At 32.4% G+C, this 23,324-nt stretch carries 23 protein-coding genes, 1 tRNA gene and 1 rRNA gene; 11 read left to right on the top strand and 14 right to left on the bottom strand.

Annotated features, from left to right (window positions below):
• The first annotated feature begins 54 nt into the window (after positions 1-54).
• The gene (gene guaB, locus KA468_RS06335) at positions 55-1,527 is read left to right on the top strand and encodes an IMP dehydrogenase (protein ID WP_291242095.1); all 1,473 of its coding nucleotides are present in this window, start codon (positions 55-57) and stop codon (positions 1,525-1,527) included.
• A 109-nt stretch (positions 1,528-1,636) separates the two neighbouring features.
• Here guaB and purB read toward each other — a convergent pair whose 3' ends face one another.
• Positions 1,637-2,980 carry an adenylosuccinate lyase gene (gene purB / locus KA468_RS06330; RefSeq protein WP_291242094.1) on the bottom strand — a complete coding sequence of 448 codons (1,344 nt, stop codon included), beginning with the start codon at positions 2,978-2,980 and terminating at the stop codon, positions 1,637-1,639.
• A 177-nt stretch (positions 2,981-3,157) separates the two neighbouring features.
• Here purB and KA468_RS06325 point away from each other — a divergent pair, with 177 nt between their 5' ends.
• Positions 3,158-3,814 carry an RNA methyltransferase gene (locus KA468_RS06325; RefSeq protein ID WP_291242093.1) on the top strand — a complete coding sequence of 219 codons (657 nt, stop codon included), beginning with the start codon at positions 3,158-3,160 and terminating at the stop codon, positions 3,812-3,814.
• A 100-nt stretch (positions 3,815-3,914) separates the two neighbouring features.
• On the opposite strand, the gene KA468_RS06320 is transcribed toward KA468_RS06325, so the two are convergent.
• The 4 genes from KA468_RS06320 to KA468_RS06305 all read right to left on the bottom strand — a co-directional run bounded on the left by KA468_RS06320 (position 3,915) and on the right by KA468_RS06305 (position 8,709).
• Positions 3,915-4,679: a carboxypeptidase-like regulatory domain-containing protein gene (locus tag KA468_RS06320; protein ID WP_291242092.1), complete on the bottom strand. Its 765-nt coding sequence runs from the start codon at positions 4,677-4,679 to the stop codon at positions 3,915-3,917.
• A gap of 144 nt (positions 4,680-4,823) precedes the next feature.
• Positions 4,824-6,824, bottom strand: a complete 2,001-nt coding sequence (locus tag KA468_RS06315) for a DEAD/DEAH box helicase (protein WP_291242091.1) — start codon at positions 6,822-6,824, stop codon at positions 4,824-4,826.
• 144 nt (positions 6,825-6,968) lie between these two features.
• Positions 6,969-7,544: a non-canonical purine NTP diphosphatase gene (locus KA468_RS06310; protein ID WP_291242090.1), complete on the bottom strand. Its 576-nt coding sequence runs from the start codon at positions 7,542-7,544 to the stop codon at positions 6,969-6,971.
• Between the two features lie 127 nt (positions 7,545-7,671).
• A complete protein-coding gene (locus tag KA468_RS06305; RefSeq protein WP_291242089.1) occupies positions 7,672-8,709 on the bottom strand; it encodes a quinone-dependent dihydroorotate dehydrogenase in 1,038 nt (345 codons plus the stop codon).
• A gap of 214 nt (positions 8,710-8,923) precedes the next feature.
• Here KA468_RS06305 and ygiD point away from each other — a divergent pair, with 214 nt between their 5' ends.
• Positions 8,924-9,754: a 4,5-DOPA dioxygenase extradiol gene (ygiD, locus tag KA468_RS06300; protein ID WP_291242088.1), complete on the top strand. Its 831-nt coding sequence runs from the start codon at positions 8,924-8,926 to the stop codon at positions 9,752-9,754.
• A 97-nt stretch (positions 9,755-9,851) separates the two neighbouring features.
• On the opposite strand, the gene KA468_RS06295 is transcribed toward ygiD, so the two are convergent.
• Positions 9,852-10,247, bottom strand: a complete 396-nt coding sequence (locus KA468_RS06295) for a biopolymer transporter ExbD (protein ID WP_291242087.1) — start codon at positions 10,245-10,247, stop codon at positions 9,852-9,854.
• The gene (locus tag KA468_RS06290; RefSeq protein WP_291242100.1) at positions 10,237-10,944 is read right to left on the bottom strand and encodes a MotA/TolQ/ExbB proton channel family protein; all 708 of its coding nucleotides are present in this window, start codon (positions 10,942-10,944) and stop codon (positions 10,237-10,239) included. Before KA468_RS06290 ends, KA468_RS06295 begins: the two co-directional genes overlap by 11 nt.
• A 129-nt stretch (positions 10,945-11,073) precedes the next feature.
• Here KA468_RS06290 and KA468_RS06285 point away from each other — a divergent pair, with 129 nt between their 5' ends.
• The 3 genes from KA468_RS06285 to KA468_RS06275 all read left to right on the top strand — a co-directional run bounded on the left by KA468_RS06285 (position 11,074) and on the right by KA468_RS06275 (position 13,547).
• On the top strand, positions 11,074-12,288 hold the full coding sequence (locus tag KA468_RS06285; protein ID WP_291242086.1) for a folylpolyglutamate synthase/dihydrofolate synthase family protein: 1,215 nt from the start codon (positions 11,074-11,076) through the stop codon (positions 12,286-12,288).
• Between the two features lie 79 nt (positions 12,289-12,367).
• A tRNA-Val gene (locus tag KA468_RS06280) sits at positions 12,368-12,442 on the top strand.
• Between the two features lie 505 nt (positions 12,443-12,947).
• Positions 12,948-13,547 (top strand): OmpW family outer membrane protein, encoded by a 600-nt coding sequence (locus KA468_RS06275; RefSeq protein ID WP_291242085.1) that lies wholly within the window; start codon positions 12,948-12,950, stop codon positions 13,545-13,547.
• A 66-nt stretch (positions 13,548-13,613) separates the two neighbouring features.
• Here the strand turns inward: KA468_RS06275 and KA468_RS06270 are convergent, their stop codons facing one another.
• The 3 genes from KA468_RS06270 to KA468_RS06260 form a co-directional block, all read right to left on the bottom strand.
• A complete protein-coding gene (locus KA468_RS06270) occupies positions 13,614-14,069 on the bottom strand; it encodes a hypothetical protein (RefSeq protein ID WP_291242084.1) in 456 nt (151 codons plus the stop codon).
• Positions 14,070-14,075: 6 nt separating this feature from the next.
• Positions 14,076-15,356: an ornithine--oxo-acid transaminase gene (gene rocD / locus KA468_RS06265; RefSeq protein WP_291242083.1), complete on the bottom strand. Its 1,281-nt coding sequence runs from the start codon at positions 15,354-15,356 to the stop codon at positions 14,076-14,078.
• 137 nt (positions 15,357-15,493) lie between these two features.
• Entirely contained in the window at positions 15,494-16,036 is a 543-nt protein-coding gene (locus KA468_RS06260) for a DUF1697 domain-containing protein (protein ID WP_291242082.1), read from the bottom strand.
• 69 nt (positions 16,037-16,105) lie between these two features.
• On the opposite strand from KA468_RS06260, the gene rlmD reads away from it, so the two are divergent.
• The 3 genes from rlmD to KA468_RS06245 are packed head-to-tail and all read left to right on the top strand — an operon-like array spanning position 16,106 to position 18,713.
• On the top strand, positions 16,106-17,518 hold the full coding sequence (gene rlmD, locus KA468_RS06255) for a 23S rRNA (uracil(1939)-C(5))-methyltransferase RlmD (RefSeq protein ID WP_291242081.1): 1,413 nt from the start codon (positions 16,106-16,108) through the stop codon (positions 17,516-17,518).
• Positions 17,519-17,521: 3 nt separating this feature from the next.
• Positions 17,522-18,016, top strand: coding sequence for a DUF6452 family protein (locus tag KA468_RS06250; RefSeq protein WP_291242080.1), 495 nt, complete (start codon positions 17,522-17,524; stop codon positions 18,014-18,016).
• On the top strand, positions 17,988-18,713 hold the full coding sequence (locus tag KA468_RS06245) for a DUF6048 family protein (RefSeq protein WP_291242079.1): 726 nt from the start codon (positions 17,988-17,990) through the stop codon (positions 18,711-18,713). The genes KA468_RS06250 and KA468_RS06245 overlap by 29 nt, the downstream gene beginning before the upstream one ends.
• Before the next feature lies 1 nt (position 18,714).
• Here the strand turns inward: KA468_RS06245 and KA468_RS06240 are convergent, their stop codons facing one another.
• Both KA468_RS06240 and KA468_RS06235 read right to left on the bottom strand, forming a co-directional pair.
• Positions 18,715-18,948, bottom strand: coding sequence for a hypothetical protein (locus KA468_RS06240; protein WP_291242078.1), 234 nt, complete (start codon positions 18,946-18,948; stop codon positions 18,715-18,717).
• A 28-nt stretch (positions 18,949-18,976) separates the two neighbouring features.
• Positions 18,977-20,137, bottom strand: coding sequence for a THUMP domain-containing protein (locus KA468_RS06235; RefSeq protein WP_291242077.1), 1,161 nt, complete (start codon positions 20,135-20,137; stop codon positions 18,977-18,979).
• Between the two features lie 87 nt (positions 20,138-20,224).
• Between KA468_RS06235 and KA468_RS06230 the strand changes: the two genes are divergently transcribed.
• Together KA468_RS06230 and KA468_RS06225 are read left to right on the top strand one after the other, a co-directional pair.
• The gene (locus KA468_RS06230; RefSeq protein WP_291242076.1) at positions 20,225-20,968 is read left to right on the top strand and encodes a class I SAM-dependent methyltransferase; all 744 of its coding nucleotides are present in this window, start codon (positions 20,225-20,227) and stop codon (positions 20,966-20,968) included.
• Positions 20,968-21,681 carry a ZIP family metal transporter gene (locus tag KA468_RS06225; protein WP_291242075.1) on the top strand — a complete coding sequence of 238 codons (714 nt, stop codon included), beginning with the start codon at positions 20,968-20,970 and terminating at the stop codon, positions 21,679-21,681. The genes KA468_RS06230 and KA468_RS06225 overlap by 1 nt, the downstream gene beginning before the upstream one ends.
• 19 nt (positions 21,682-21,700) lie before the next feature.
• Here the strand turns inward: KA468_RS06225 and KA468_RS06220 are convergent, their stop codons facing one another.
• Positions 21,701-22,918, bottom strand: coding sequence for a glycosyltransferase family 4 protein (locus KA468_RS06220; RefSeq protein ID WP_291242074.1), 1,218 nt, complete (start codon positions 22,916-22,918; stop codon positions 21,701-21,703).
• A gap of 288 nt (positions 22,919-23,206) precedes the next feature.
• Positions 23,207-23,316 (bottom strand): 5S ribosomal RNA (rrf, locus tag KA468_RS06215).
• Between the last annotated feature and the right edge of the window lie 8 nt (positions 23,317-23,324).

Below are 23,324 nucleotides of genomic sequence, written 5' to 3'. Positions count from 1 at the left end.
GATTTACTACTAACTTTTTCTTATATTTGCACGCAATTTAACTTCAATTGCAGCATGAAAGCACACACTACAAAAATTATAGGAGAAGGACTAACGTATGACGATGTTCTTTTAATCCCAAATTACTCAGAAATTCTTCCAAGAGAAGTTTCTATTCAATCAAAATTTAGTAAAAACATTACCTTAAATACACCAATTGTTTCCGCTGCAATGGATACAGTTACTGAAAGTGCTATGGCTATTGCTATGGCGCAAGAAGGTGGTATTGGTGTGCTACACAAAAATATGACTATTGCACAACAAGCTGCAGAAGTAAGAAAAGTAAAACGTGCAGAAAGCGGAATGATTATAGATCCTGTAACATTGCCTTTAACCGCAAATGTAGGTGATGCCAAAAATGCGATGAGAGAATTTGGTATTGGTGGAATTCCAGTTGTAGATGAAAAAGGAATTTTAAAAGGAATTGTTACCAATAGAGATTTGCGTTTTGAAAAAGAAAACTCAAGAGCGATTACTGAAGTAATGACCTCTGAAAATTTAGTTACTGCAGGAAAAGGTACTACGTTAGCCGCTGCAGAAGAAATTCTTCAAAAAAGTAAAATTGAAAAATTACCTGTAGTTGATGCTGATTTTAAATTGATTGGATTAATTACATTTAGAGATATTACTAAACTTACACAAAAACCAAACGCAAATAAAGATAAATTTGGTCGTTTACGAGTAGCTGCCGCTTTAGGCGTTACTGCAGATGTACTTGATAGAGCAGAAGCTTTAGTAAAAGCAGGTGTTGATGCCGTAATTATTGATACCGCACACGGACATACCAAAGGTGTGGTAGACGTATTAAAACAAGTAAAAAACAAATTTCCAGAAATAGATGTAGTGGTTGGAAACATTGCTACACCAGAAGCCGCTTTATATTTAGCTGAAAATGGTGCTGATGCTGTAAAAGTTGGAATCGGACCTGGTTCTATTTGTACAACACGAGTAGTAGCCGGTGTTGGTTTTCCTCAATTTTCTGCCGTTTTAGAAGTGGCAGCAGCTTTAGAAGGAACCGGCATACCTGTTATTGCTGACGGTGGCGTTCGATATACTGGAGACATTCCAAAAGCGTTGGCTGCAGGAGCTTCTTGTGTGATGTTAGGCTCAATGTTAGCTGGAACGAAAGAATCACCAGGTGAAACTATTATTTTTGAAGGAAGAAAATTCAAATCGTACCGTGGAATGGGTTCTGTAGAAGCTATGAAAGAAGGTTCGAAAGACAGATATTTCCAAGATGTGGAAGATGATGTTAAAAAATTAGTTCCAGAAGGAATTGTTGGTCGTGTACCATATAAAGGAGAATTAAACGAAAGTATGCAACAATTTATTGGTGGACTTCGTGCTGGAATGGGCTACTGTGGTGCAAAAAACATAGAAACCTTACAAGCTACAAGCCGATTTGTACGATTAACATCAAGTGGAATTAGCGAAAGTCATCCACATAATGTTACGATAACTAAAGAAGCTCCGAATTATTCGAGATAATATAATATTGAACCTAACAGGTTTTTGAAACCTATCAGGTCTAAAAGTAAAAATCCATTCCGATTTATTGGAATGGATTTTTTTATTGGTACCAGATTCTGAATGAAAATTAAATTCCCAAATAATTACTTGGCGTTATCGCTTTTAATTCTGTTTTAATATCGTTAGAAACTTGCAACGTTTCAATAAATGCGTGAATGGAATCTTTATTGATAACTGTGTTCGTTCTTGTTAAATCTTTTAGTGCTTCGTAAGGATTTGGATAGCCTTCTCTTCGTAAAATAGTTTGAATCGCTTCTGCTACAACAGCCCAGTTTTTCTCTAAATCTTCTGCGAATTTTGCTTCGTTTAATAATAATTTATTTAATCCTTTTAATGTTGATTCAAAGGCAATAAGCGTATGTCCAATTGGCACACCAATATTTCGTAAAACAGTACTATCTGTTAAATCACGTTGTAATCTTGAAAGTGGTAATTTTGCAGATAAATGCTCGAAAATAGCATTTGCAATGCCTAAATTTCCTTCTGAATTTTCAAAATCAATTGGATTCACTTTATGTGGCATAGCTGAAGAACCGATTTCTCCCGCTTTAATTTTTTGTTTGAAATAATCCATAGACACATACGTCCAAATGTCTCTATCTAAGTCAATAATGATGGTATTTATTCTTTTTAATGCATCAAAAAAAGCAGCAAAATGATCGTAATGTTCAATTTGTGTAGTTGGAAATGAATGACGAAGTCCTAACGTTTCTTCAACAAATTGCGATCCGAATGCTTTCCAATCGTGGTTTGGATAGGCTACTTTATGCGCGTTATAATTTCCTGTTGCACCACCAAATTTAGCGGCAAAAGGCACATTAAACAACAAACGCATTTGTTCTTCAACACGTTCTACAAAAACTAAAATTTCTTTTCCTAAACGGGTTGGTGAAGCCGGTTGTCCGTGTGTACGAGCTAATAAAGGAATATTCGCCCATTCTACCGAAAGTTCTTTTAATTTTTGAACAATCGCAATTAAACTTGGTAAATATACATTTTCAAAAGCTTCTTTCGCAGAAAGTGGAATCGCAGTATTATTAATATCTTGAGACGTTAGTCCGAAGTGTATAAATTCTTTAAACGCTTCTAAACCAAATTCGTCAAACTTCTTTTTTATAAAATATTCAACCGCTTTTACATCGTGGTTAGTGGTTTTTTCGGTTTCTTTAATCCAAAGTGCATCTTCCGTTGAAAAATTTTCATAAATGCTTCTCAATTTTCCAAAGCTGTTTTTATCTACTCCTTGTAATTGAGGCACGCCATATTCACACATTGAAATAAAATATTCTACCTCAACTAAAACTCTATATTTTATTAACGCTTCTTCCGAAAAATAAGCGGATAACGATTTGGTTTTACTTCTGTAGCGTCCGTCAATTGGCGATACGGCATTTAATTCCGTTAATTGCATAATGTTGTGTTGTTTTTTAAAGATGCAAATTTAGTAATTCGTGCGTAGTATTCCGAAATTAGTTAGGTGTTTTTTGAAAAATTAATTTTAAAATAATATACATTAAAAAATTAGAGCTATTAATTCGACCATTTTCTTTTATAGAATTTTTGTTACTTTGCGACAAATTAAACCGAAATGCAAAAAAACAAACTCGCTTTATTGGAATATTTAGAAAACTTTATGTCTGAAAACAGAAAAAACAGATTTATTGAAGTACTAAAAAACAGAACCAATCATTTTACTATTGCTATGGAAGATGTATATCAGCTACATAATACAAGTGCTGTGATGAGAAGTTGTGAGGTTTTTGGCATTCAAAATTTACATATTGTAGAACAACGATACGGAAAAGCGATTGACAAACAAATTGCGATGGGTGCCGAAAAATGGGTAGACATTAACCAACATCAAGATATGAAAAGTTGTATCGCAAGTTTACGGGCAAAAGGGTATCAAATTATTGCGACCACACCACATAATGACTCCTGTATGTTAGACGAATTTGATGTTTCGAAAAAATCGGCAATCTTTTTTGGTACTGAGATTGACGGGCTTTCAGAAGAAGTAATGAAAGAAGCGGATGGGTTTATAAAAATTCCAATGGTTGGATTTACAGAAAGTTTAAATATTTCTGTTTCAGCTGCGTTGGTTATTCAGGATATTACAAACAGAATGCGACAATCGGATATTAACTGGCAACTTACAGATGAAGAAGTGTTAGAAAAACGTTTGGATTGGACGAGAAAAACGATTAAAGATGTTGATTATATTGAGAAACAGTTTGTGGGATAGTTTTCAGTAATCAGTTATGAGTTGACAGTTGTAAATAGCTACTTGACGCTTTGAAACTTTGCACTTTGAAACTTTGCAACTTTGCAACTTTTCACTTAAACTACTTTCTTTTCAAAACTTTGTAATCATTATAGGAAGTAGCCAAGGCATCTAAAACTTGTAAATCGCTTGCTGTATTAATGAAGTTTTTAGAATAATTGCATTTTTCTAAAATTTTATCAATTTCATTTTTATCCAATTGTAACAACATCGCTAAAACTTCACGATTCGTATTATTACTTAAAATGGCAGAAAAATGCGTATCGTTTTTTAAATCGATTAATTTCTTAAAATCTTTTTCTTTTGTATTAAACAGTGAATACACTAAATCTACTGGATTAGACAAAGCCTTTAATAAGTTTTCTGTAGCGTTTTTAGCTTTCATTCCTGGTTCGTAACCTAAATTTAAACCTGCAATATTATAGCGATAGTTCTCGTTTACAGGAATTAATTTCGTGTCAATTTCCAAATATCCTGTTAAGGTATAATTTGTTACTAAAACCGTTTCAATTTCATTTTCTTTAAAACTTAAAAAAACAGTTTGAATTCCAGAATATGATTTTTGATTCACACCAACCTCAGCATAATTATATCCTAAATGAGAAAACAACAATTTATCATTAGTTTTCGCAGAAATTTCAAAATCACCATTTTCAGAAGCTAAAACTACTGCAGAAGTATTTTTATTTAAAACCGTTACTCTTGCAATTGGCATTTTAGTTTTGATATCCATAATTTTTCCTTTCACTTTTATTTGCAAAGAGTCGGATTGAGAAAACCCAAACACGGCAGTTAAAATTAAAATAAGAAAAGTTATTTTTTTCATCTGAAAATATATTTCTACAAAAATAAGATTTAATTTTAAATAGGGAATGTTGTTAACATAAGATTATAAAAAAGTTGAATTTTATAGCATAAAAAATCCCGAAACGAATACACGAATCGGGATAATTATATTTAAACTAAAAAATTAGTCGTTTGATCTTCTTGGTGTTCTTTTTGCTCCTTCAAATCCAGAACTTCTTCTTTCAGTTGAACGACCTTCACCTCTTCTTCCGCTATCGCGAGAATCAGAACTTCTTCTATCGCTTCCGCCAGTTGATGTAGTCCTTGGTCTGAAACCACTTCCGCCTTCACGATTTCCACCTTCACGGTTGAAACCACCTTCACGATTTCCACCACCAGAATTTCCTCTGTAGCCACCACCTTCGCGGTTTCCGCCACCTGAGTTTCCTCTGTATCCACCGCCTTCACGATTTCCACCACCAGAATTTCCTCTGTATCCACCAGAACTTCCGCCTTCACGTCTTCCTGAGAATCCGCTTCCGCCAGATCTTCCACCACTTCTTCCGTTATGGTCTCTGCGTCCGCCACCGCCATTTTTAGAAATTTCAACGTTAATTTTTCTGCCGTTAATATTCACAGCATTTAAAACTTCCATTACTTTTTCTGCCAATTCAGCATTGGTATTAAAGAAAGAAAAACCTTCTTTACAGTCTACTTTAAACACGTCATCTTGACCTACTTGTAAAGTATCACGTAAATAATCTTTTAACGTCATCCAATCATAATCATCTCTTGTACCGATATTAATAAAATATCTTACCGTACCATCTGATGGAATTTCAGCTCTACTTGATGAACTATCTTGAGAAGCTAAATCTTTAGATTTTTTGTAATAGTTTAAGAAACGATTAAATTCTACAGAAATTACTTTTTTGATTAATTCTTCTTTAGGAATGTCTTGTAACAATTCCATAATTGAAGGCAAATACGTATCAATTGAATGATCTGTTTCTGTGTCTTTAATTTTGTTCGCTAAGTGTAATAACTGAATTTCGCAGATTTCCATACCTGAAGGAATGGCTTTTTCTTCGAATTTCGTTTTGATAATTCGCTCAATTGAGTGAATTTTTCTGATTTCACTTTTCGTAATAATTACAAACGAAGTACCTGATTTTCCGGCACGACCTGTACGACCTGAACGGTGCGTATACGTTTCAATTTCGTCTGGTAATTGATAATTGATTACGTGTGTAATGTTGTCTACGTCAATTCCACGAGCTGCAACGTCAGTCGCAACAAGCATTTGAATTTGTCTTCCACGGAACGATTTCATTACGCCATCACGTTGTGCTTGCGATAAATCTCCGTGTAATGCAGCAGCATTATACCCGTCTTCAATTAATTTTTCTGCAACCGCTTGCGTATCTCTTTTCGTTCTACAAAAAATTACAGAGAAAATATCTGGATTCGCATCTGCCAATCTTTTTAATCCCTCGTATCTATCACGCGCATTAACTAAATAATATTCGTGAGAAATGTTTGCTGAACTCGAGTTTTTATGACCTACCGTAATTTCTTGCGGGTTTCTCATAAATTCTTTAGCGATTCTGGCTACTTCTTGCGGCATTGTAGCCGAGAATAACCAAGTGTTTTTGTCTTTTGGCGTGTCTGATAAGATACTTGTAATATCTTCATAGAAACCCATGTTTAACATTTCGTCTGCCTCATCAAGAACACAGATGCTGATGTTTTTAATATTCACCATGCCTCTGTTAATCATATCTTGCATTCTACCCGGTGTCGCCACAATTACTTGTGCGCCTCGCTTAATATCACGCGCTTGATCATGAATACTCGCGCCACCGTATACTGCAACAGTATATAAACCGTCGATGTATTTTGAGTATAATTTAATCTCGTTTGTAATTTGCAAACACAATTCTCTTGTTGGAGAAAGTATTAAAACCTGTGTTTGCTTGTTGAATGGGTCAATTTTTTGGATTAGCGGAAAACCAAAAGCTGCGGTTTTTCCTGTTCCTGTTTGGGCAAGAGCCACGATATCTGTATCATCTTCCAATAATAGTGGTATAGCCTTCTCCTGTACTTCCGACGGGGTCTCGAATCCTAAATCACTTATTGCTTTTAACAACGATTCGTTTAACCCTAATTGCTCAAATTTATTCATTATATATTTTTAAATTGGGTGCAAAGGTAAGATTAAAAATCGGATTAAACTAATTTGTTTTTAATTGATTTTCAGAAAGTTACGATTGTTTAACATAGTAAAGAAGTAATAATTCATATAGTAACATTAAAACTACAATACATTTTATTTGTTTTTAAGAAAGTGTATCAGTTTTTGAACCGCAATTCCTCTATGGCTGATAATCGATTTTTGTTCCATAGTCATTTCTGCGAAAGTGGTTGAAAAACCTTCAGGTTGAAAAATTGGGTCGTAGCCAAAGCCTTGATTTCCTGACTTTTCCAAAGTGATTTCACCTTTTACAATCCCATCAAATAAATGCTGTTGGTTATTTATATTTAACGCAATAATGGTTTTAAACTGTGCTTTTCTATCGGTTTCAGTAGCTAATTTCTGAAGCACCAAATTCATATTATCTTCAGCGTTTTTTTGTTCACCTGCATAACGCGCTGAATATACGCCTGGTTCGTTATTTAAACTTTCAATTTCCAAACCTGTATCGTCAGCAAAACAAGGTAAACCAAAATTTTCTGTGACATAATTTGCTTTCAAAATCGCATTGCCTTCAATGGTTTCAGCCGTTTCCGGAATATCCACAAAACATCCAATATCTTCTAAAGAGACAATTTGAAATTGCGCACCGACTTGTTGCTGAATTTCAGCAATTTTGTTTTTATTGTTGGATGCGAAGACTAATTTCATATGTTGGGTACGGGGATGACGCGGATTGGAATAGATTTAAGTAATTTTTGTTTTGAAATACTTTTTAAACACAGATTTAAGAAATTAAATAAATTATTAAAATTTCTCCAATCTGTTTTGCGAAATATTATAGGGCTTTCAATATTTTTTTATTAATATCTTTAATCAACTGCGGTCCTTCGTAAATAAATCCTGTATATAATTGGACTAAACTTGCGCCTGCATTTAATTTTTCGATAGCATCATCAGCAGTGTGAATACCTCCTACTCCAATAATTGGAAAAGATTTATTGCTTTTTTCTGATAAGAATCTGATAACTTCAGTAGAACGATTCGTTAATGGCTTCCCAGATAATCCACCCATTTCTAATTTATTTCCAGACGTTAATCCGTCACGAGAAATAGTAGTGTTAGTTGCGATTACACCTGCGATTTTCGTTTCGTTTACTATATCAATAATATCCAATAATTGTTCATTGGTTAAATCAGGTGCGATTTTTAAAAGAATTGGTTTTCCATTCGACAAGCTAAGGGTAACAGCTTTTTGATCATTCAAATCTTGTAAGGTTTGTAATAATTTTGTCAACGGTTCTTTTTCTTGAAGTTCGCGAAGATTTGGTGTGTTTGGAGAACTTACGTTGACCACAAAATAATCTACATAATCAAATAAGGCTTCAAAACAAATTTCGTAGTCTTTTGTTGCGTCTTCGTTTGGTGTGATTTTATTTTTTCCAATATTTCCACCAATTAAAACACCTTTATTTTCTTTTAATCTTAAAATCGCTGCTTCTACTCCACCATTATTAAATCCCATTCGGTTAATAATTGCTGAATCTGATTTCAACCGAAATAATCTTTTCTTAGGATTTCCGTCTTGTGGTTTTGGTGTAAGCGTTCCAATTTCAATAAAACCAAATCCGAAATCTGATAATTCATTGAATAGTTTCGCATCTTTATCAAATCCTGCAGCTAATCCTACTGGGTTTTTAAATTTCAACCCAAATACTTCACTTTCTAATCGTTTGTCTTCTACTACATAAATCGCTTTGATAATTGAAGTTACAAATGGAATTTTAGAAATAAATTTCACCAAAGAAAAAGTAAAATAATGCACTTTTTCTGGGTCGAAACAGAATAATATAGGACGTAAAAGTAATTTATACATAATGATAGTTGTGTTGTACTGCAAAAGTAATTTTTAATGACAGATTACACAAATTTTCAGAAATTAAAATTGTATGGGTTACCAAATTGATTTAATTAGAAATTGAACTATCATTTGAATTTATTTTCATACATTTGTATATACAAATATTAATTAAGTCATGAACCGAAAACATTTTTTAGGACTTTTAAGTTTGACACCAATATTATACGCTATGAGAACTGTAAACGAATTATTTAGTTATAAAGACATTTTGCCTAATACGCCAAAAATGCCAGTTTTGTTTTTAGGTCATGGTAGTCCGATGAACGCCATTGAAGAAAATGAATTCGTGGCTGGTTTTAGAACTATTGCCAAAACCATTCCGACTCCAACTGCGATTTTGTGTATTTCTGCGCATTGGTTCACCAAGGGCACGAAAGTAACTGCAATGGAAATGCCGCAAACCATTCATGATTTTGGTGGTTTCCCGAAAGAGTTATTTGATGTGAAATATCCAGCAAAAGGCTCTCCAGAATTAGCACAACTTACCAAAGAATTAATCCTTCCAACAGCAGCTTCACTAGACTACGATTGGGGATTAGATCACGGAGCTTGGAGTGTGATTAAACATTTGTATCCTGAAGCTAATATTCCCGTGATTCAAATGAGTATTGATTATAGTTTGACAGGTCAAGCGCATTTTGAACTGGCTCAAAAATTACAATCGTTACGAAACAAAGGAATCTTAATTATTGGAAGTGGAAATATCGTACACAATTTACGAATGGTAGATTGGGCAAATTTCAATAAAGACAATTATGGTTTTGATTGGGCGATTGAAGCCAGAGAAAAAATCAACAAAAATATTATTGATGGCGATTTCGCGAATTTAATCAATTATCAAAAACAAGGAAAAGCGTTTGATTTAGCGATTCCAACGCCAGATCATTATTTACCTTTATTATATACCTTAGGTTTGAAAAACGAATCGGAAAATATTCAGTTATTTAATGATAAACTTTTGGCAGGTTCGTTGAGTATGACTTCTGTGAAGATTGGCTGAAACCCATTTTGTCATTCTGAATTTATTTCAGAATCTAAAACAAATTGATTCTGAATTAGAATCTGAAACAAGTTCAGATTGACAATAAATTTATTTTCTATTTCGGATTAGTCGCAATCACAAACTTTAAATTATTCTTCACCCCTATTTGAAGCACGTCTACTAAATCTTGTACTTGCAAATTAAACGGAATTCGAACTACAACGGTTTGTTCTTTATCTGTACCAATTTTAACTAACAATTCTTTTTCCAACTCTTCAAAATTAACAGGTTGTTTGTCAATAAAAAAAGCTTTGTCTTCCGTAACTGAAATACTTATAAATTGTTTGTTTGTTTTTTCGTTAGTTTTCGATTTTGGCAACGTCATTTTAATCACATTCGGATTTGCCAATGTTGAGATGATTAGAAAAAACAACAGCAAGAAGAACATAATATCACTCATTGATGACGCGTGAACTTCTGCGTGAAATCGTCTGTTTCTTTTAATTGCCATTTGGTCGTTGAATTATGTTTACAAATTCCAATACTTGTTTTTGAACATTTAGCATAAAATGATCAATTTTTCCATTCAATAAATGATATCCTGCATAAGCAATTAAACCTACGATAAGTCCAGCTCCCGACGAAATCATTTTTTCGTATAATCCACCAGAAATATTTCCAATACTAATATTTTCAGTAATAGAAATGCTATAGAAAATTTTAATTACCCCAGAAATCGTTCCTACGAAACCTAATGTTGGTGCCATACCCGCAATTAATCCTAATTGACCCATTTTACGTTCCATCTCGCCTAATTCAATTTGAGCCATACGCTCCATATTCGATTCAATTTCAGAAATAGGTCTTCCAATCGTTAAAATTCCTTCTTTTACAACTCTTGCTGTAGCATTATTTACGCGTTCTGCTGCTCCAACAGCTAAATTCATATTACCACTATTTAAGTGAGTACGCACTTCTTTCAGCAGAAAATCATCATTTTTTGTAGTTTTAGCGATGTATAAATACCTTTCAACTATTAAATAAATGGTATAAATCATCAAAATAATAATTGGTATTAAGAAAAAACCACCTTTTAAAATGAACTCAAAAACTGATATTCCTTCGTTAACAGGTGTTGTATTTGTATTTGCCACATTTGTTACAGCTTGTGCAACAGTATCTACAGTTGTTTGTAAAAAAAATCCGATCATAAGTAATACTATTCTTAATTAATTTTTTGAAATTTGCAATAAAGATACATTTTTCTATAAAGTATAAAACTAAAAAAAGTATATTTTATTTTACAGAAGAAGAAATTTTTTAAAAACATCTAAAAAATGACTTATAAAGAATCCATAAATTGGCTATTTAATCAACTTCCCGTGTTCCAAAACATTGGTGCTGCTGCATATAAAGAAGATTTAACCAATACCTTATTATTAACAGAACATTTGAATCATCCTGAAAGAAATTTTAAAACCATTCACGTAGCTGGTACAAATGGAAAAGGTTCAACAAGCAGTATGATTGCCTCTGTATTTATGGAAGCTGGGTATAAAGTGGGCTTATACACGTCACCTCATTTAAAGGATTTTAGGGAACGAATTACAATAAATGGCAAGAAAATATCTAAAAATTATGTTCATCAATTTATTTTAGAACATAAGTCGTTTTTTGAGAAAACCGAATTAAGTTTTTTTGAAATGACAGTTGGACTCGCTTTTCGATATTTTTCTGACAAAAAGGTTGACATTGCTATTATTGAAGTTGGAATGGGTGGGAGATTAGACGCAACAAATATTATATCACCTTTACTTTCTGTTATTACAAATATAGGAAAAGATCATACTGCTTTTTTAGGAGATACTTTAGAAAAAATCGCCTTTGAAAAAGCGGGCATCATAAAACAGAACATTCCAGTTTTAATTGGAGAATATACTATACAAACAAAACCTGTTTTTTTAGAAGTAGCTTCAAAAAACAAATCAGAAATTTATTTCGCACAAGATTTAAACCACCCAGATTACCCTTGTGGCCTTCTTGGCAATTATCAAATTAAGAATAAAAAAACAGTTATTGAAGTTTTCCGAAATTTAAAATCTGAATTTAAAATTTCGGAAGACAACATCAAAAATGGTATTTTAAACGTAGTTAACAACACCCATTTACAAGGAAGATGGCAAATTTTACAAGAAAATCCGAAAGTGATTTGCGATACGGCTCACAACGCACACGGACTTGAAATGGTTATGCAACAATTAAAAAAAGAAACTTACAATCAATTGCACATAGTTTTAGGAGTCGTAAATGATAAAGATTTAGATGCAATTTTGCCATTATTTCCAAAAAACGCCAATTATTATTTTTGTAAACCAAAAAATGAACGTGGTTTAAATGCAAATACACTTCAAGAAAAAGCAAAATCATATCAACTTAACGGAAATATATACACCTCTGTTTCAAAAGCTTACAAAGCGGCATTAGAAAAATCATCTGATAAAGATTTGATTTTTATTGGTGGCAGTAACTTCGTAGTTTCAGAAATAATATAATTTTTTTGTTTTTTTATTTGCAAATACCGAAAACAGATGTATATTTGCACTCGCAATACGAAAGTAGCGCGTTTTATTGGGGCAATTAGCTCAGCTGGTTCAGAGCACCTCGTTTACACCGAGGGGGTCGGGGGTTCGAACCCCTCATTGCCCACAAATATTTAACTCCTTAAGAAATTAAGGAGTTTTTTTATGCCAAAAATTTATTAATCAACCATTTTTCGATTACTCACACTACAGCAAAACCAAGAAAAACTTCTCATTTAATTATTCAATCGTTAAATAAAGAATTATTCAACATAATAAAAAAAGGTATTTTACTACAATTCTAACATATCATTCTTATCAAAATAAACACAACTATATAAGAGAAAACTTTTAATATCACTTTTTATTAAGAAAGTTCACAAAACCGATAATTTTTATTAACAAAATGTAGTAATATCAAAAATAGACTTTTAAAAAAATGTTAATAACTTAAAATGATTAAAATTGAGTATTTTGAAAAATATCATATTTCCAACGTTTTCGTAAGCATTTGATTTTCAATATCGTTAAAAAAAAATACTAACACAAATGTTAATAACCTCATAAAAAAGTGTTATTATTCAAAATAAACATTTTATATTTGCCTCATAACTTTTAAAAATAAACAAATTATGAAAAAAGTATTACTAACTGCTGCTGCAGTATTATCATTAACTTTTGTTAATGCACAAGAAGAAAAAGGAACTGGATCTGGTTTCTCAAAAGGAAGTACATTTGTTTCAGGAGGATTTTCTTTAACATCTACAAACAACAAAAACACTAATGAAAAAACAAGTGGTTTTGGAATTGAACCTAAAATTGGTTACTTTGTGTCTGAAAAAATTGCTGTTGGAGCAAAATTTGGATATGCATCTGACAAATCAAAAAATGCTACAGTTGACCTTAGTGATGATTCAACTATGTCAGTAGGTATATTTGGGAGATATTATACAACTGCATCAAGCCAATTTTCTTTATTTGGTCAATTAGGATTTGATTATGTAACAATTAAAGATAATATGACAAATGGTATGACAGTAAATGGTTGGGGATTAGCTTTCACACCAGGTATCAACTATTTTGTTTCAGATAATTGGGCTGTTGAGGCTACAATTGGTAGTTTAGGTTATGGTTCTGCAAAAGCTGATGTCGCTGGAGCAAAAGAAGTATCTGCCTTTGATTTATCTTTGGATTTAAGAGCTATCTCATTTGGAGTTAACTACAAATTCTAATCTAAGAATTCCTTATAAAAAAAACCCGCCAAAGGCGGGTTTTTTTTATGAAATATATTATAATAATTAACTTAAAGTAGAAAGTATTCCTCCTAATATAGCAAAAACAAAAATAAAACCATACAAGGAAACTAAAATCAAAGTAAAAATCCCTAAAAATTTATGGTGCGATTTTAAATTTTCTAAGCCATCTGCTAATAATTGTTTGTTTTTCGAATGTAAAGCAGCACTTGTTTTAGTAGCATATTGATACAAATAATACACCGGAAAGAAATAAATAGCTGCAAAAAGCACATAAATTATCGAGAAAACCGACATTGGAAAAGGCAATTCAGGCATAGTAGAAGCTCCCATAGCACCAAAGCCAATCGCCATAAAAAGACTAACCAAAACCATTAAACCAATTCCTATAAAACCAATAATTGCCATAAATTTTGACCATTTGGCACTTTCCTGTAAAAATCCAACTGCAGCAGTAGTCAGCTGATTTTCGAAATTTTCTGTTTGTTTTTCGTTTTCCATAATAAATTAATTTTCAAATTCTTTTAAAGTATTAGTAATTATTGACACACAATCTAATAATTGTGCTTCAGTCATCACTAATGGTGGTGCAAAGCGTATAATGTTACCATGCGTTGGTTTCGCTAACAATCCGTTTTCAGCTAATTTCATACAGATATTCCAAGCTGTTTCGCTTTCTTCGGTATCATTAATAACTATAGCATTTAACAAACCTTTTCCACGAACTAATGTTGCAATAGTGGAAGTTTGAATGTATTTGTTCAATTCTTCTCTAAATAGCTTTCCTAATTTACGTGCATTTTGTGATAAATTTTCCTCCGAAACTACATCTAACGCTGCCATAGCCACAACAGCCGCCACAGGATTTCCACCAAAGGTAGAACCATGTTGTCCGGGTTTAATCACGTTCATTATTTCATTATTTGCTAAAACCGCCGAAACGGGATACGCTCCTCCAGAAATTGCTTTACCTAATATTAAAATATCAGGTTGCACATACGTACTTTGCTTTTCACAAGACTTTTCGCAAGTGCAGTTTCCACAAACAGCTAATAACGAACCTGTTCTTGCAATACCCGTTTGTACTTCATCTGCAATAAATAAAACATTATATTTAGCACATAATGCTTTAGCTTTGGCTATATAATCTTCAGTTGGTACATAAACGCCTGCTTCACCTTGAATAGGTTCTACTAAAAATCCAGCAATATTTGGCGAAGATGAAATTGCTTTTTCTAAAGCATCAATGTCATCGTAAGGTATTTTTATAAATCCATCTGTAAAAGGTCCGAAATTTTTTCGTGCATTTTCATCATTTGAAAATGAAATAATTGTAGTAGTTCTTCCGTGGAAATTGTTTTCACAAACAATAATTTGCGCTTGTTTTTCTGCCACACCTTTTTTCTCATACGCCCATTTTCTACAAATTTTTAAAGCAGTTTCCACGGCTTCTGCACCAGTATTCATAGGCAAAACCTTATCAAAACCAAAATAGTTGGTTACATACTTTTCATACACACCAAGCTTATCATTATAAAACGCTCTTGATGTTAAGGTAAGTGTTTGTGCTTGTTCCATCATTGCTCCAACAATTTTTGGATGGCAATGCCCTTGATTTACTGCTGAATAGGCTGATAAAAAATCGTAATATTTTTTTCCTTCTACATCCCAAACAAAAACCCCTTCTCCTTTATTTAAAACTACAGGTAATGGGTGGTAATTGTGAGCACCGTGTTGGTCTTCTAAAGCGATAAACGCTGCTGGATTCATTTTTTCTAAAATTGACATGATTTATTTTTATTGATTGTCAAATCGCAATTCCTACTTATTGGAGAGAAATCATCCTTAATGTGTAAAATTACAAAATATAAATTCCAAATTCCAAATAGAAACAGTTGTAATTTGGAATTTAAAAATTGATTTTTTTAACTGCTAAACATCTCTAATAACTTTGTAACTGTATTCCAATTTCTTATGGTAGCGACCACATTTAATTTTTTTTCAATGTATTTCTGGTCTAAATTGGTTTTTCCAGCACCAATTGCATATTTAATATAAATTCTATTAGAATCAATAGCCGCTTCATCTGGTTTAAAATTACTTGTTTTCAAGTCGTTTATAGCTGCAGTTGTCAATTCTTTAGAAATAAAAGCCACATATAATTTTTTAATATCGCATTCTTTTTCTTTCAAAAACGGATTATTCTTAAAACACAATTCTAAATCAGTTTTGGAAACCATAATAACGGGAACATCATATCCAAATACTTTTGAAATTTCTTGTTTGATTTTAAAACCTACACTCGCTGCATTTTCTTCTTCCGAATCAAAAAAAACATTACCTGATTGAATGCACGTTTCTACATTTTGAAACCCCATGTTTTCAAGCATTTTTTTCAAGGCATCCATTTTTATCATATTATGTCCCGATACGTTTATACCTCGTAAAAGCGCTAAATATTTTGTCATTATTCTAAAATTTTGTTATAAAAGTAAAATAATTTATCTAATCCGCATAACAATTCTTATTTTTGCGTCATGGGAAAAAAGAGAACAGAAAGAATCGTATTCGAAAACGTACAAATCCTTGATGCAGGTGCAAAAGGTGTATCGGTAGCAAAAGCGCCAGATGGTAAAGTAATTTTTATTCCGAATGTTGTACCAGGTGATGTGGCCGACATTCAAACTATGAAAAAACGAAAAGCATTTTATGAAGGTAAAGCCATAAAAATTCACGAATTTTCAGAGCACAGAACAGAAGCAATTTGCGAACATTTTGGAGTTTGTGGCGGTTGTAAATGGCAAAATATGAAGTATAGCCAACAATTGCATTACAAACACAACGAAGTATACAATAATTTAAAACGTATTGGAAAGATTGATTTACCTGAATTTGAACCCATTTTAGGTTCGGAAAAGCAATTTTTCTACAGAAATAAAATGGAATTTGGTTTTTCATCTACGCGATGGATGACACCTGAAGAAGTGGCTTCAGGAGCAGAATTAGACAATAAAAATGCTGTAGGATTTCATATTCCGAGAATGTGGGATAAAATCTTAGACATAACAACTTGTCATTTACAAGAAGATCCGTCAAACGATATAAGAAATGAAATTCGTCGATTTGCGAATGAAAACAACTTATCATTTTATAACCCTCGAACCAACGAAGGTTTATTGAGAACCTTAATGATTCGTACCGCTTCAACAGGTGAATTAATGATTTTAATTCAGTTTTTTGAAAATAATAAATCGGAAATTGAATTAATTATGCAGTTTTTAGCTGAACGTTTTCCTGAAACTACTTCATTACAATATGTTGTCAATCAGAAAATGAATGATACGATTTATGATCAAGATATAATTACTTTTAAAGGTCGAAATTACATTTTAGAAGAAATGGAAGGGCTTCATTTTAGCATAAATGCCAAATCGTTCTACCAAACCAATTCGCAACAAGCGTATGAATTATATGCCATTACACGTGATTTTGCAGGATTAACAGGCGAAGAATTAGTGTATGATTTATATACAGGAACAGGAACAATTGCGCAATTTGTATCAAAAAAAGCTAAAAAAGTAATTGGCGTTGAGGCTGTTCCAGAAGCAATTGCTGATGCAAAAGAAAATGCCAACAGAAATAACATTACAAATTGCGAATTTTTTGTAGGTGATATGAAAAATGTGTTTAATGATGATTTCATCAACACACACGGACATCCAGATGTAGTAATTACCGATCCACCAAGAGATGGAATGCATAAAGACGTTGTTGCACAATTATTGAAAATTGGCGCTGAAAAAATTGTGTATGTTAGTTGTAATTCGGCAACACAAGCACGTGATTTGGCTTTATTAGATGAAATGTACAAAGTTACACGAGTACGACCAGTAGATATGTTTCCGCAAACGCATCACGTTGAAAATGTTGTACTTTTAGAAAAAAGATAAGATATGAAACAGCTGTTTTTAGTAGTAGTATTTAGTATTTTCTTTTCGAGTTGCGAAAAAGATGATATCTGCGATGCTAATACGCCAACAACACCAAAAGTTGTGATTGAATTTTACGATGTTGCCAATCCAACAACGCTTAAAAACGTAACTAATTTAGGTGTAATTGCTCCCGGATTTACAAATGGTTTTGGATTTACTGTCACAAGCAAAATAAAAGTGCCATTAAAAACGTTTCAAGATTCTTCAATTTTACATTTCATTCAAAATGGAAGCATTGATCCAACAACAGACGATAATTTAGATGAAATCACATTTAATTACAATCGAAAAACAGTTTATGTTTCTCGTGCCTGTGGCTATAAAACGTTATTCACACTAAATACTACTAACCCAATAACAGTAACACCTGATTCAAACAATTGGATTCAAAACGTTATTGTTTCTCAACCAAATATTGAAAACGAAGATGAAACACATATTAAAATATATTTTTAGTCTAATTTTTGTGCTGCTGCTTTCAAAAAATGGTGTAGCTCAAGAAAAAGACACTTTGAAAATCCCTCAACGTTTTGGTTTACGATTGGGAATTGATGTACATCGTTTGACAAAATCGTTATATAACGACAACTATAAAGGTTTAGAATTAGTAGGAGATTACAGAATTACTAAGAAATTTTATGCCGCAGGAGAAATAGGTAATGAAGAAAAAACTACAGCAGACGATAACCTAAATTATACAACAAAAGGAACCTATTTTAAAGTAGGTTTTGATTATAATGCCTATGAAAATTGGCTAGATATGGAAAATATGATTTTTATTGGAATGCGTGCTAGCGTTGGAAGTTTTAATCATAAATTAAATAGCTTTACTATTTATCAACCCGGAAATTATTACGGAGTAAATACCAATACATCTGGTCAAGAATTCAACGGCCTTTCAGCAACTTGGTTAGAAGTGGTAAGTGGATTAAAAGCAGAAGTTTTAAATAATCTATACGTTGGATTTTCCTTACGATTAAATTATTTAATGTCTAACAATGAACCAGAAGGATTTGCTAATTTATACATTCCTGGCTTTAATAAAACTTATGAAAACAGTAAGTTTGGAGCAGGATTTAACTATTCAATTAGCTATTTCATACCTTTTTACAAAAGCAAAGGAAATTCAAAAACTCCAAAACCCAAAAATTAAATTATTTTATCTCTTTCACGCCTTTAATAAAAAGCCACTTCATAAACAGTTTTTCACCTTCACTGGTTTTTACTACTTGAAATTTAGGTGCTAATATAGTGGCTATTACAAACGCCGCTAAAGGAATTTGCCAACTTGTAAAACCGGTATACGTTGCAACAATAAAACGGAATGCAATGAAAAGGATTAAAAATCCTAACATATTAAAAACTAAAGATTTGGTTTGTTTTGACATACTATTATTTTTTTATACTATAATCTAATTATTCGTTGACCTGAAATTTGGTTCGCTTGCTTCCTGCATACATTTCGTATTTCACGAAACGCGCTTCTAACTTTCCATTAAATAATTTTATTTTTCTACTTGGACGTAATCCTACAAATTTTAATGCTTCTAAATTTGCGGTAATAAACCAAGCATTTGTTCCTGGATAATTTTGCTTCATGGTGTCACCAATTTCTCTGTAAAAACGTTCCATTTCTATATTCAAACGTTCTCCATAAGGTGGATTAAAAACCATATGCAACGGCCCTTCTACTTCTTTCTCAGATTGAAAGAAATCGGCTTGTTTGATAGTTACATAATCCTCTAAATTGGCGTTTTTTATATTGTCTTTCGCTTTTTCAACAGCACTTGGTGCTTTATCGCATCCTACAATTGAATAATGAAATTCTCTTGTTTTTTTCAATAATGATTCTAAAACCTTATCAAATAATTCCGAATCCCAATCTGGCCATCTTTCAAAAGCAAATTCCTTTCTGTTGATGTTAGCAGGAATATTACACGCAATCATTGCAGCTTCTGCAACAATTGTTCCACTTCCACACATTGGATCTAAAAAATGGGCGTTTCCATCCCAACCAGATAAAATTAACATTCCAGCCGCTAAAACTTCATTTATTGGAGCAATGTTAGTAGCAGTTTTATAACCCCGCTGATGTAATGAAACACCAGAAGTATCTAACGAAAGCGTACAAAAATCTCTATCAATGTGAATGTGAATTCGTAAATCCGGAAAATCTTTATCAATACTTGGACGTTCTCCTGTATTGGTTTTAAATTGATCTACAATTGCATCCTTAACTTTTTGCGCCACAAACTGACTGTGCGTAAATTGTTCTGAATACAAAGTCGTTTCCACAACAAATGATTGTTGCACTTTCAAATAGTCTGACCAATCCACTTTTTGTATGCCATCATACAGCGTTTGTTCATTATACGCCTTGAAAGTATGAATGGGTTTTAGAATTTTTAATGCCGTACGTAAAGCCAAGTTTGCCTTATACATAAAACCTTTATCACCCTGAAAACTAACACTTCTAGTGCCTTTTACCACATTTTGCGCTCCTAATTGGAACAATTCTTTTTCTAGAATTTCTTCAAAACCAAAAAAAGTTTTGGCTACCATTTTAAAATTTTCCATAGACCTCTTTCCCTCAGAGAGAATTTAATTAGTAATTATTTGCAAAAATACGTTAAATTTGTTGATTCATAATTTCCAAACAGATAAATGTCAAATTCTACAGCAAAAAATTCAGAAAATTGGTTCAATACTTGGTTTGATTCGCCTTATTATCACATTTTGTATAAAAACAGAAATGAAGAAGAAGCCCAAGTTTTTATGGACAATGTTACACACTATCTGAATATGCCAGAAAACGGAACTATATTAGACTTAGCTTGTGGAAAAGGCAGGCATTCCATCTATTTAAACAAATTAGGCTACAACGTAACTGGTGTTGATTTATCCGAAAATAGTATTGCTATTGCTAATGAATCTTCAAATGAATCGTTACGATTTAAAACGCACGATATGCGTGAACCAATGAACGAAACTTATGATGCTGTTTTTAATTTATTTACAAGTTTTGGTTATTTTGATACATACGAAGACAACATCAAAACCTTAAAAGCAATAAAAGAAAGTATTAACGAATATGGATTTGGAGTAATTGATTTTTTTAATGCCGATTTTATTATTGAAAATTTAGTAGCGGATGAAACCAAAGAAATTGATGACATTACTTTTAACATCAAACGTTTTGTTGAAAATAAGAAAATAATTAAAGAAATCAGATTTGAAGATAAAGGCGAATCTTTTTACTTTACCGAAAAAGTTTCAGCATTCACGTTATCAGATTTTGAATCTATGATGGAAGAAGCAGGTATTTTCTTATTAGAAATTTTTGGAGATTACAAATTAAGAAAGTTTTACAAAACACAATCAGAACGTTTAATTATGATTTTTAAATAATGAACTATACTATTTACCTTTTTCCTTTACTGTCTGTTATTTTAGGATATATTTTTGCCATATTCTTCGCACCAAAAAGCAAAAATAATTTAAAATTGTTATTAGCGTTTAGTGGGGCGTTTTTATTGTCATTGACCGTTATGCATTTACTTCCAGAAGTTTATCATAGCGAAGAAATAGTAACCGAACCAGGACACGAAGGCCACTTCCATTCGAAAATTGGAATATTTATTATGATTGGAATTGTGTTTCAAATCATATTAGAGTATTTTTCAAAAGGCGCAGAACACGGGCATGTTCACGGACACAATAAAATTTCACATATTCCTTGGTTGTTGTTTTTCAGTTTGTGTTTACACGCACTTTTAGAAGGTTTACCAATCAACAAACATCCACATTTGGCCTACGGAATTGCCATTCATCACTTTCCAATTGCTATAATTTTAACCACGTTTTTCAAAAACGCACAATTGAATTCTAAAGCAATTTCGTTTTTTATGATAACTTTTGCCTTTATGACACCATTAGGAACGTTCTTGGCAGATAATTTAAGTTTTATTACAAATTATTCATCGCAATTATCTGGAATTGTAATTGGAATTTTATTTCATATTTCTTCAACCATCATTTTTGAAAGTAGCGAAGGGCATAAATTTAATTTAGCTAAATTAATCGTAATTGCTTTAGGCATATTATTGGCAAGTTTTATGTAATTTGAAATGAATTAGTAATTTACTTATTCTTTTCTTCAATCCAACGACTCATAAATTCTGTACTTCTCATCGTATGGAAAAGTAACATTTGTCCAATAAAATTAGCATTTCTATGAGAATCTAAATTAGATTGTAATGCATTTAACGTATTCAGAAATTTAGACTTATAAATAGAAAACAGAAACTTCTGTTGAATGATTTCATAACCATTTTGAACAGCTTGTTCCCAAATTTCTTGATTGGAATTCAATAAAACCGCTTTTGAAATAAATTCAGAATAGTCGTTCTCAACAAATCCATTCCAAGGTAGATTATCGCACATTGCTTCCGCACCAATTGAGGTGGTTACAGATGGCGTTCCGTATTCCATACATTCCAATAATTTCCCTTTTATTCCAGCACCAAAACGAATCGGCGCTAATAAAACTTTTGCAGCACAAATAACTTCTTCAGCACTTTCAGCTCTACCGTGAATTAAAAATCGCTCTTTAGGATTATGCAATTGAAGAACTTTTTGAGTTGGATACGCTCCGTAAATATTTAGTTTTGCATTTGGAAGTAAGTCTTTTAGCTTAGGCCAAATGTCATTTTTCAAGACTAAAACGGAATCCCAATTTGGTTCGTGATAAAAATTTCCAATAAATATAAAATCAATTTTAGTCTGAAAATCTGGTTTTTCAGGAGCAAATTTTTCGATCCAAATAGGCAAATAAAACAAAATAGCTTTTGGAACTTGAAAGACAGTTTCCAATAAATACATTTCATAATCTGAAACCATTAGCGATAAATCACTTCTAAATATCGAGGCAATTTCACGTTTAGCCATATCAGAATTGAAATCTAAAGTGTCAAACAAAGTGTTATTCTTAATAGCTTCTTGCCTTGCTTTACGCAAACAATGTAAATCTTCTGTATCTAATATTTTAAATACATTTGGCAATACATTAGATACGCGCCAACCAAACTGTTCTTCAACCATAAATCGATCAAATAAAACCAAATTTGGATTAATTTCCTGTAAGTAACCATCAAAAGAACTATCATTAAGCTGAATAAATTGAGTTGTAATACCTAAATCGGCTAAATCAAAACTAAATTCACTAACTGTAGCCGTTGAAGCGTACTCAATACTATAATTTTGAGATAAAAAGAATCGAATTAATTGAAGTATCCTACTTCCCGCTGCAGAAGAATTAGGCTCAACCCAAACCGAACTTATTATAAGTAATTTATTCATACGCAAATATACAAACTTTTATTTATTGCGTTCCCTTTCAGGTCGTGTGTTCCGTTATATCTTTTTTGGTGTTATTTTTAAAAAAAAGGATGCCACTTCACCCACTAACGCTTCGGTTTTCATAAGATAAATCTTGTAAACCAGCTATAAATCACGTTTATATAACAAAAAAAGAGGCTATCTTTTCAGATAGCCTCTTAATAAAAGAAGGCGGCGATCCGAGCTTGCGAACACGCCGTACCAATAACAAAAAAAAGCCTTCAAGTAAAACTTGAAGGCTTTAATAAAAGAAGGCGGCGACATACTCTCCCACATAACTGCAGTACCATCTGCGCAGTTGGGCTTAACTTCTCTGTTCGGAAAGGTAAGAGGTGAGCCCCAACGCAATAACCACCTTAATGGTTTG

The organism is Flavobacterium sp. (genome assembly GCF_017985075.1).
Lineage (GTDB): Bacteria > Bacteroidota > Bacteroidia > Flavobacteriales > Flavobacteriaceae > Flavobacterium.
This window is presented reverse-complemented; position numbering and strand designations above follow the sequence as displayed.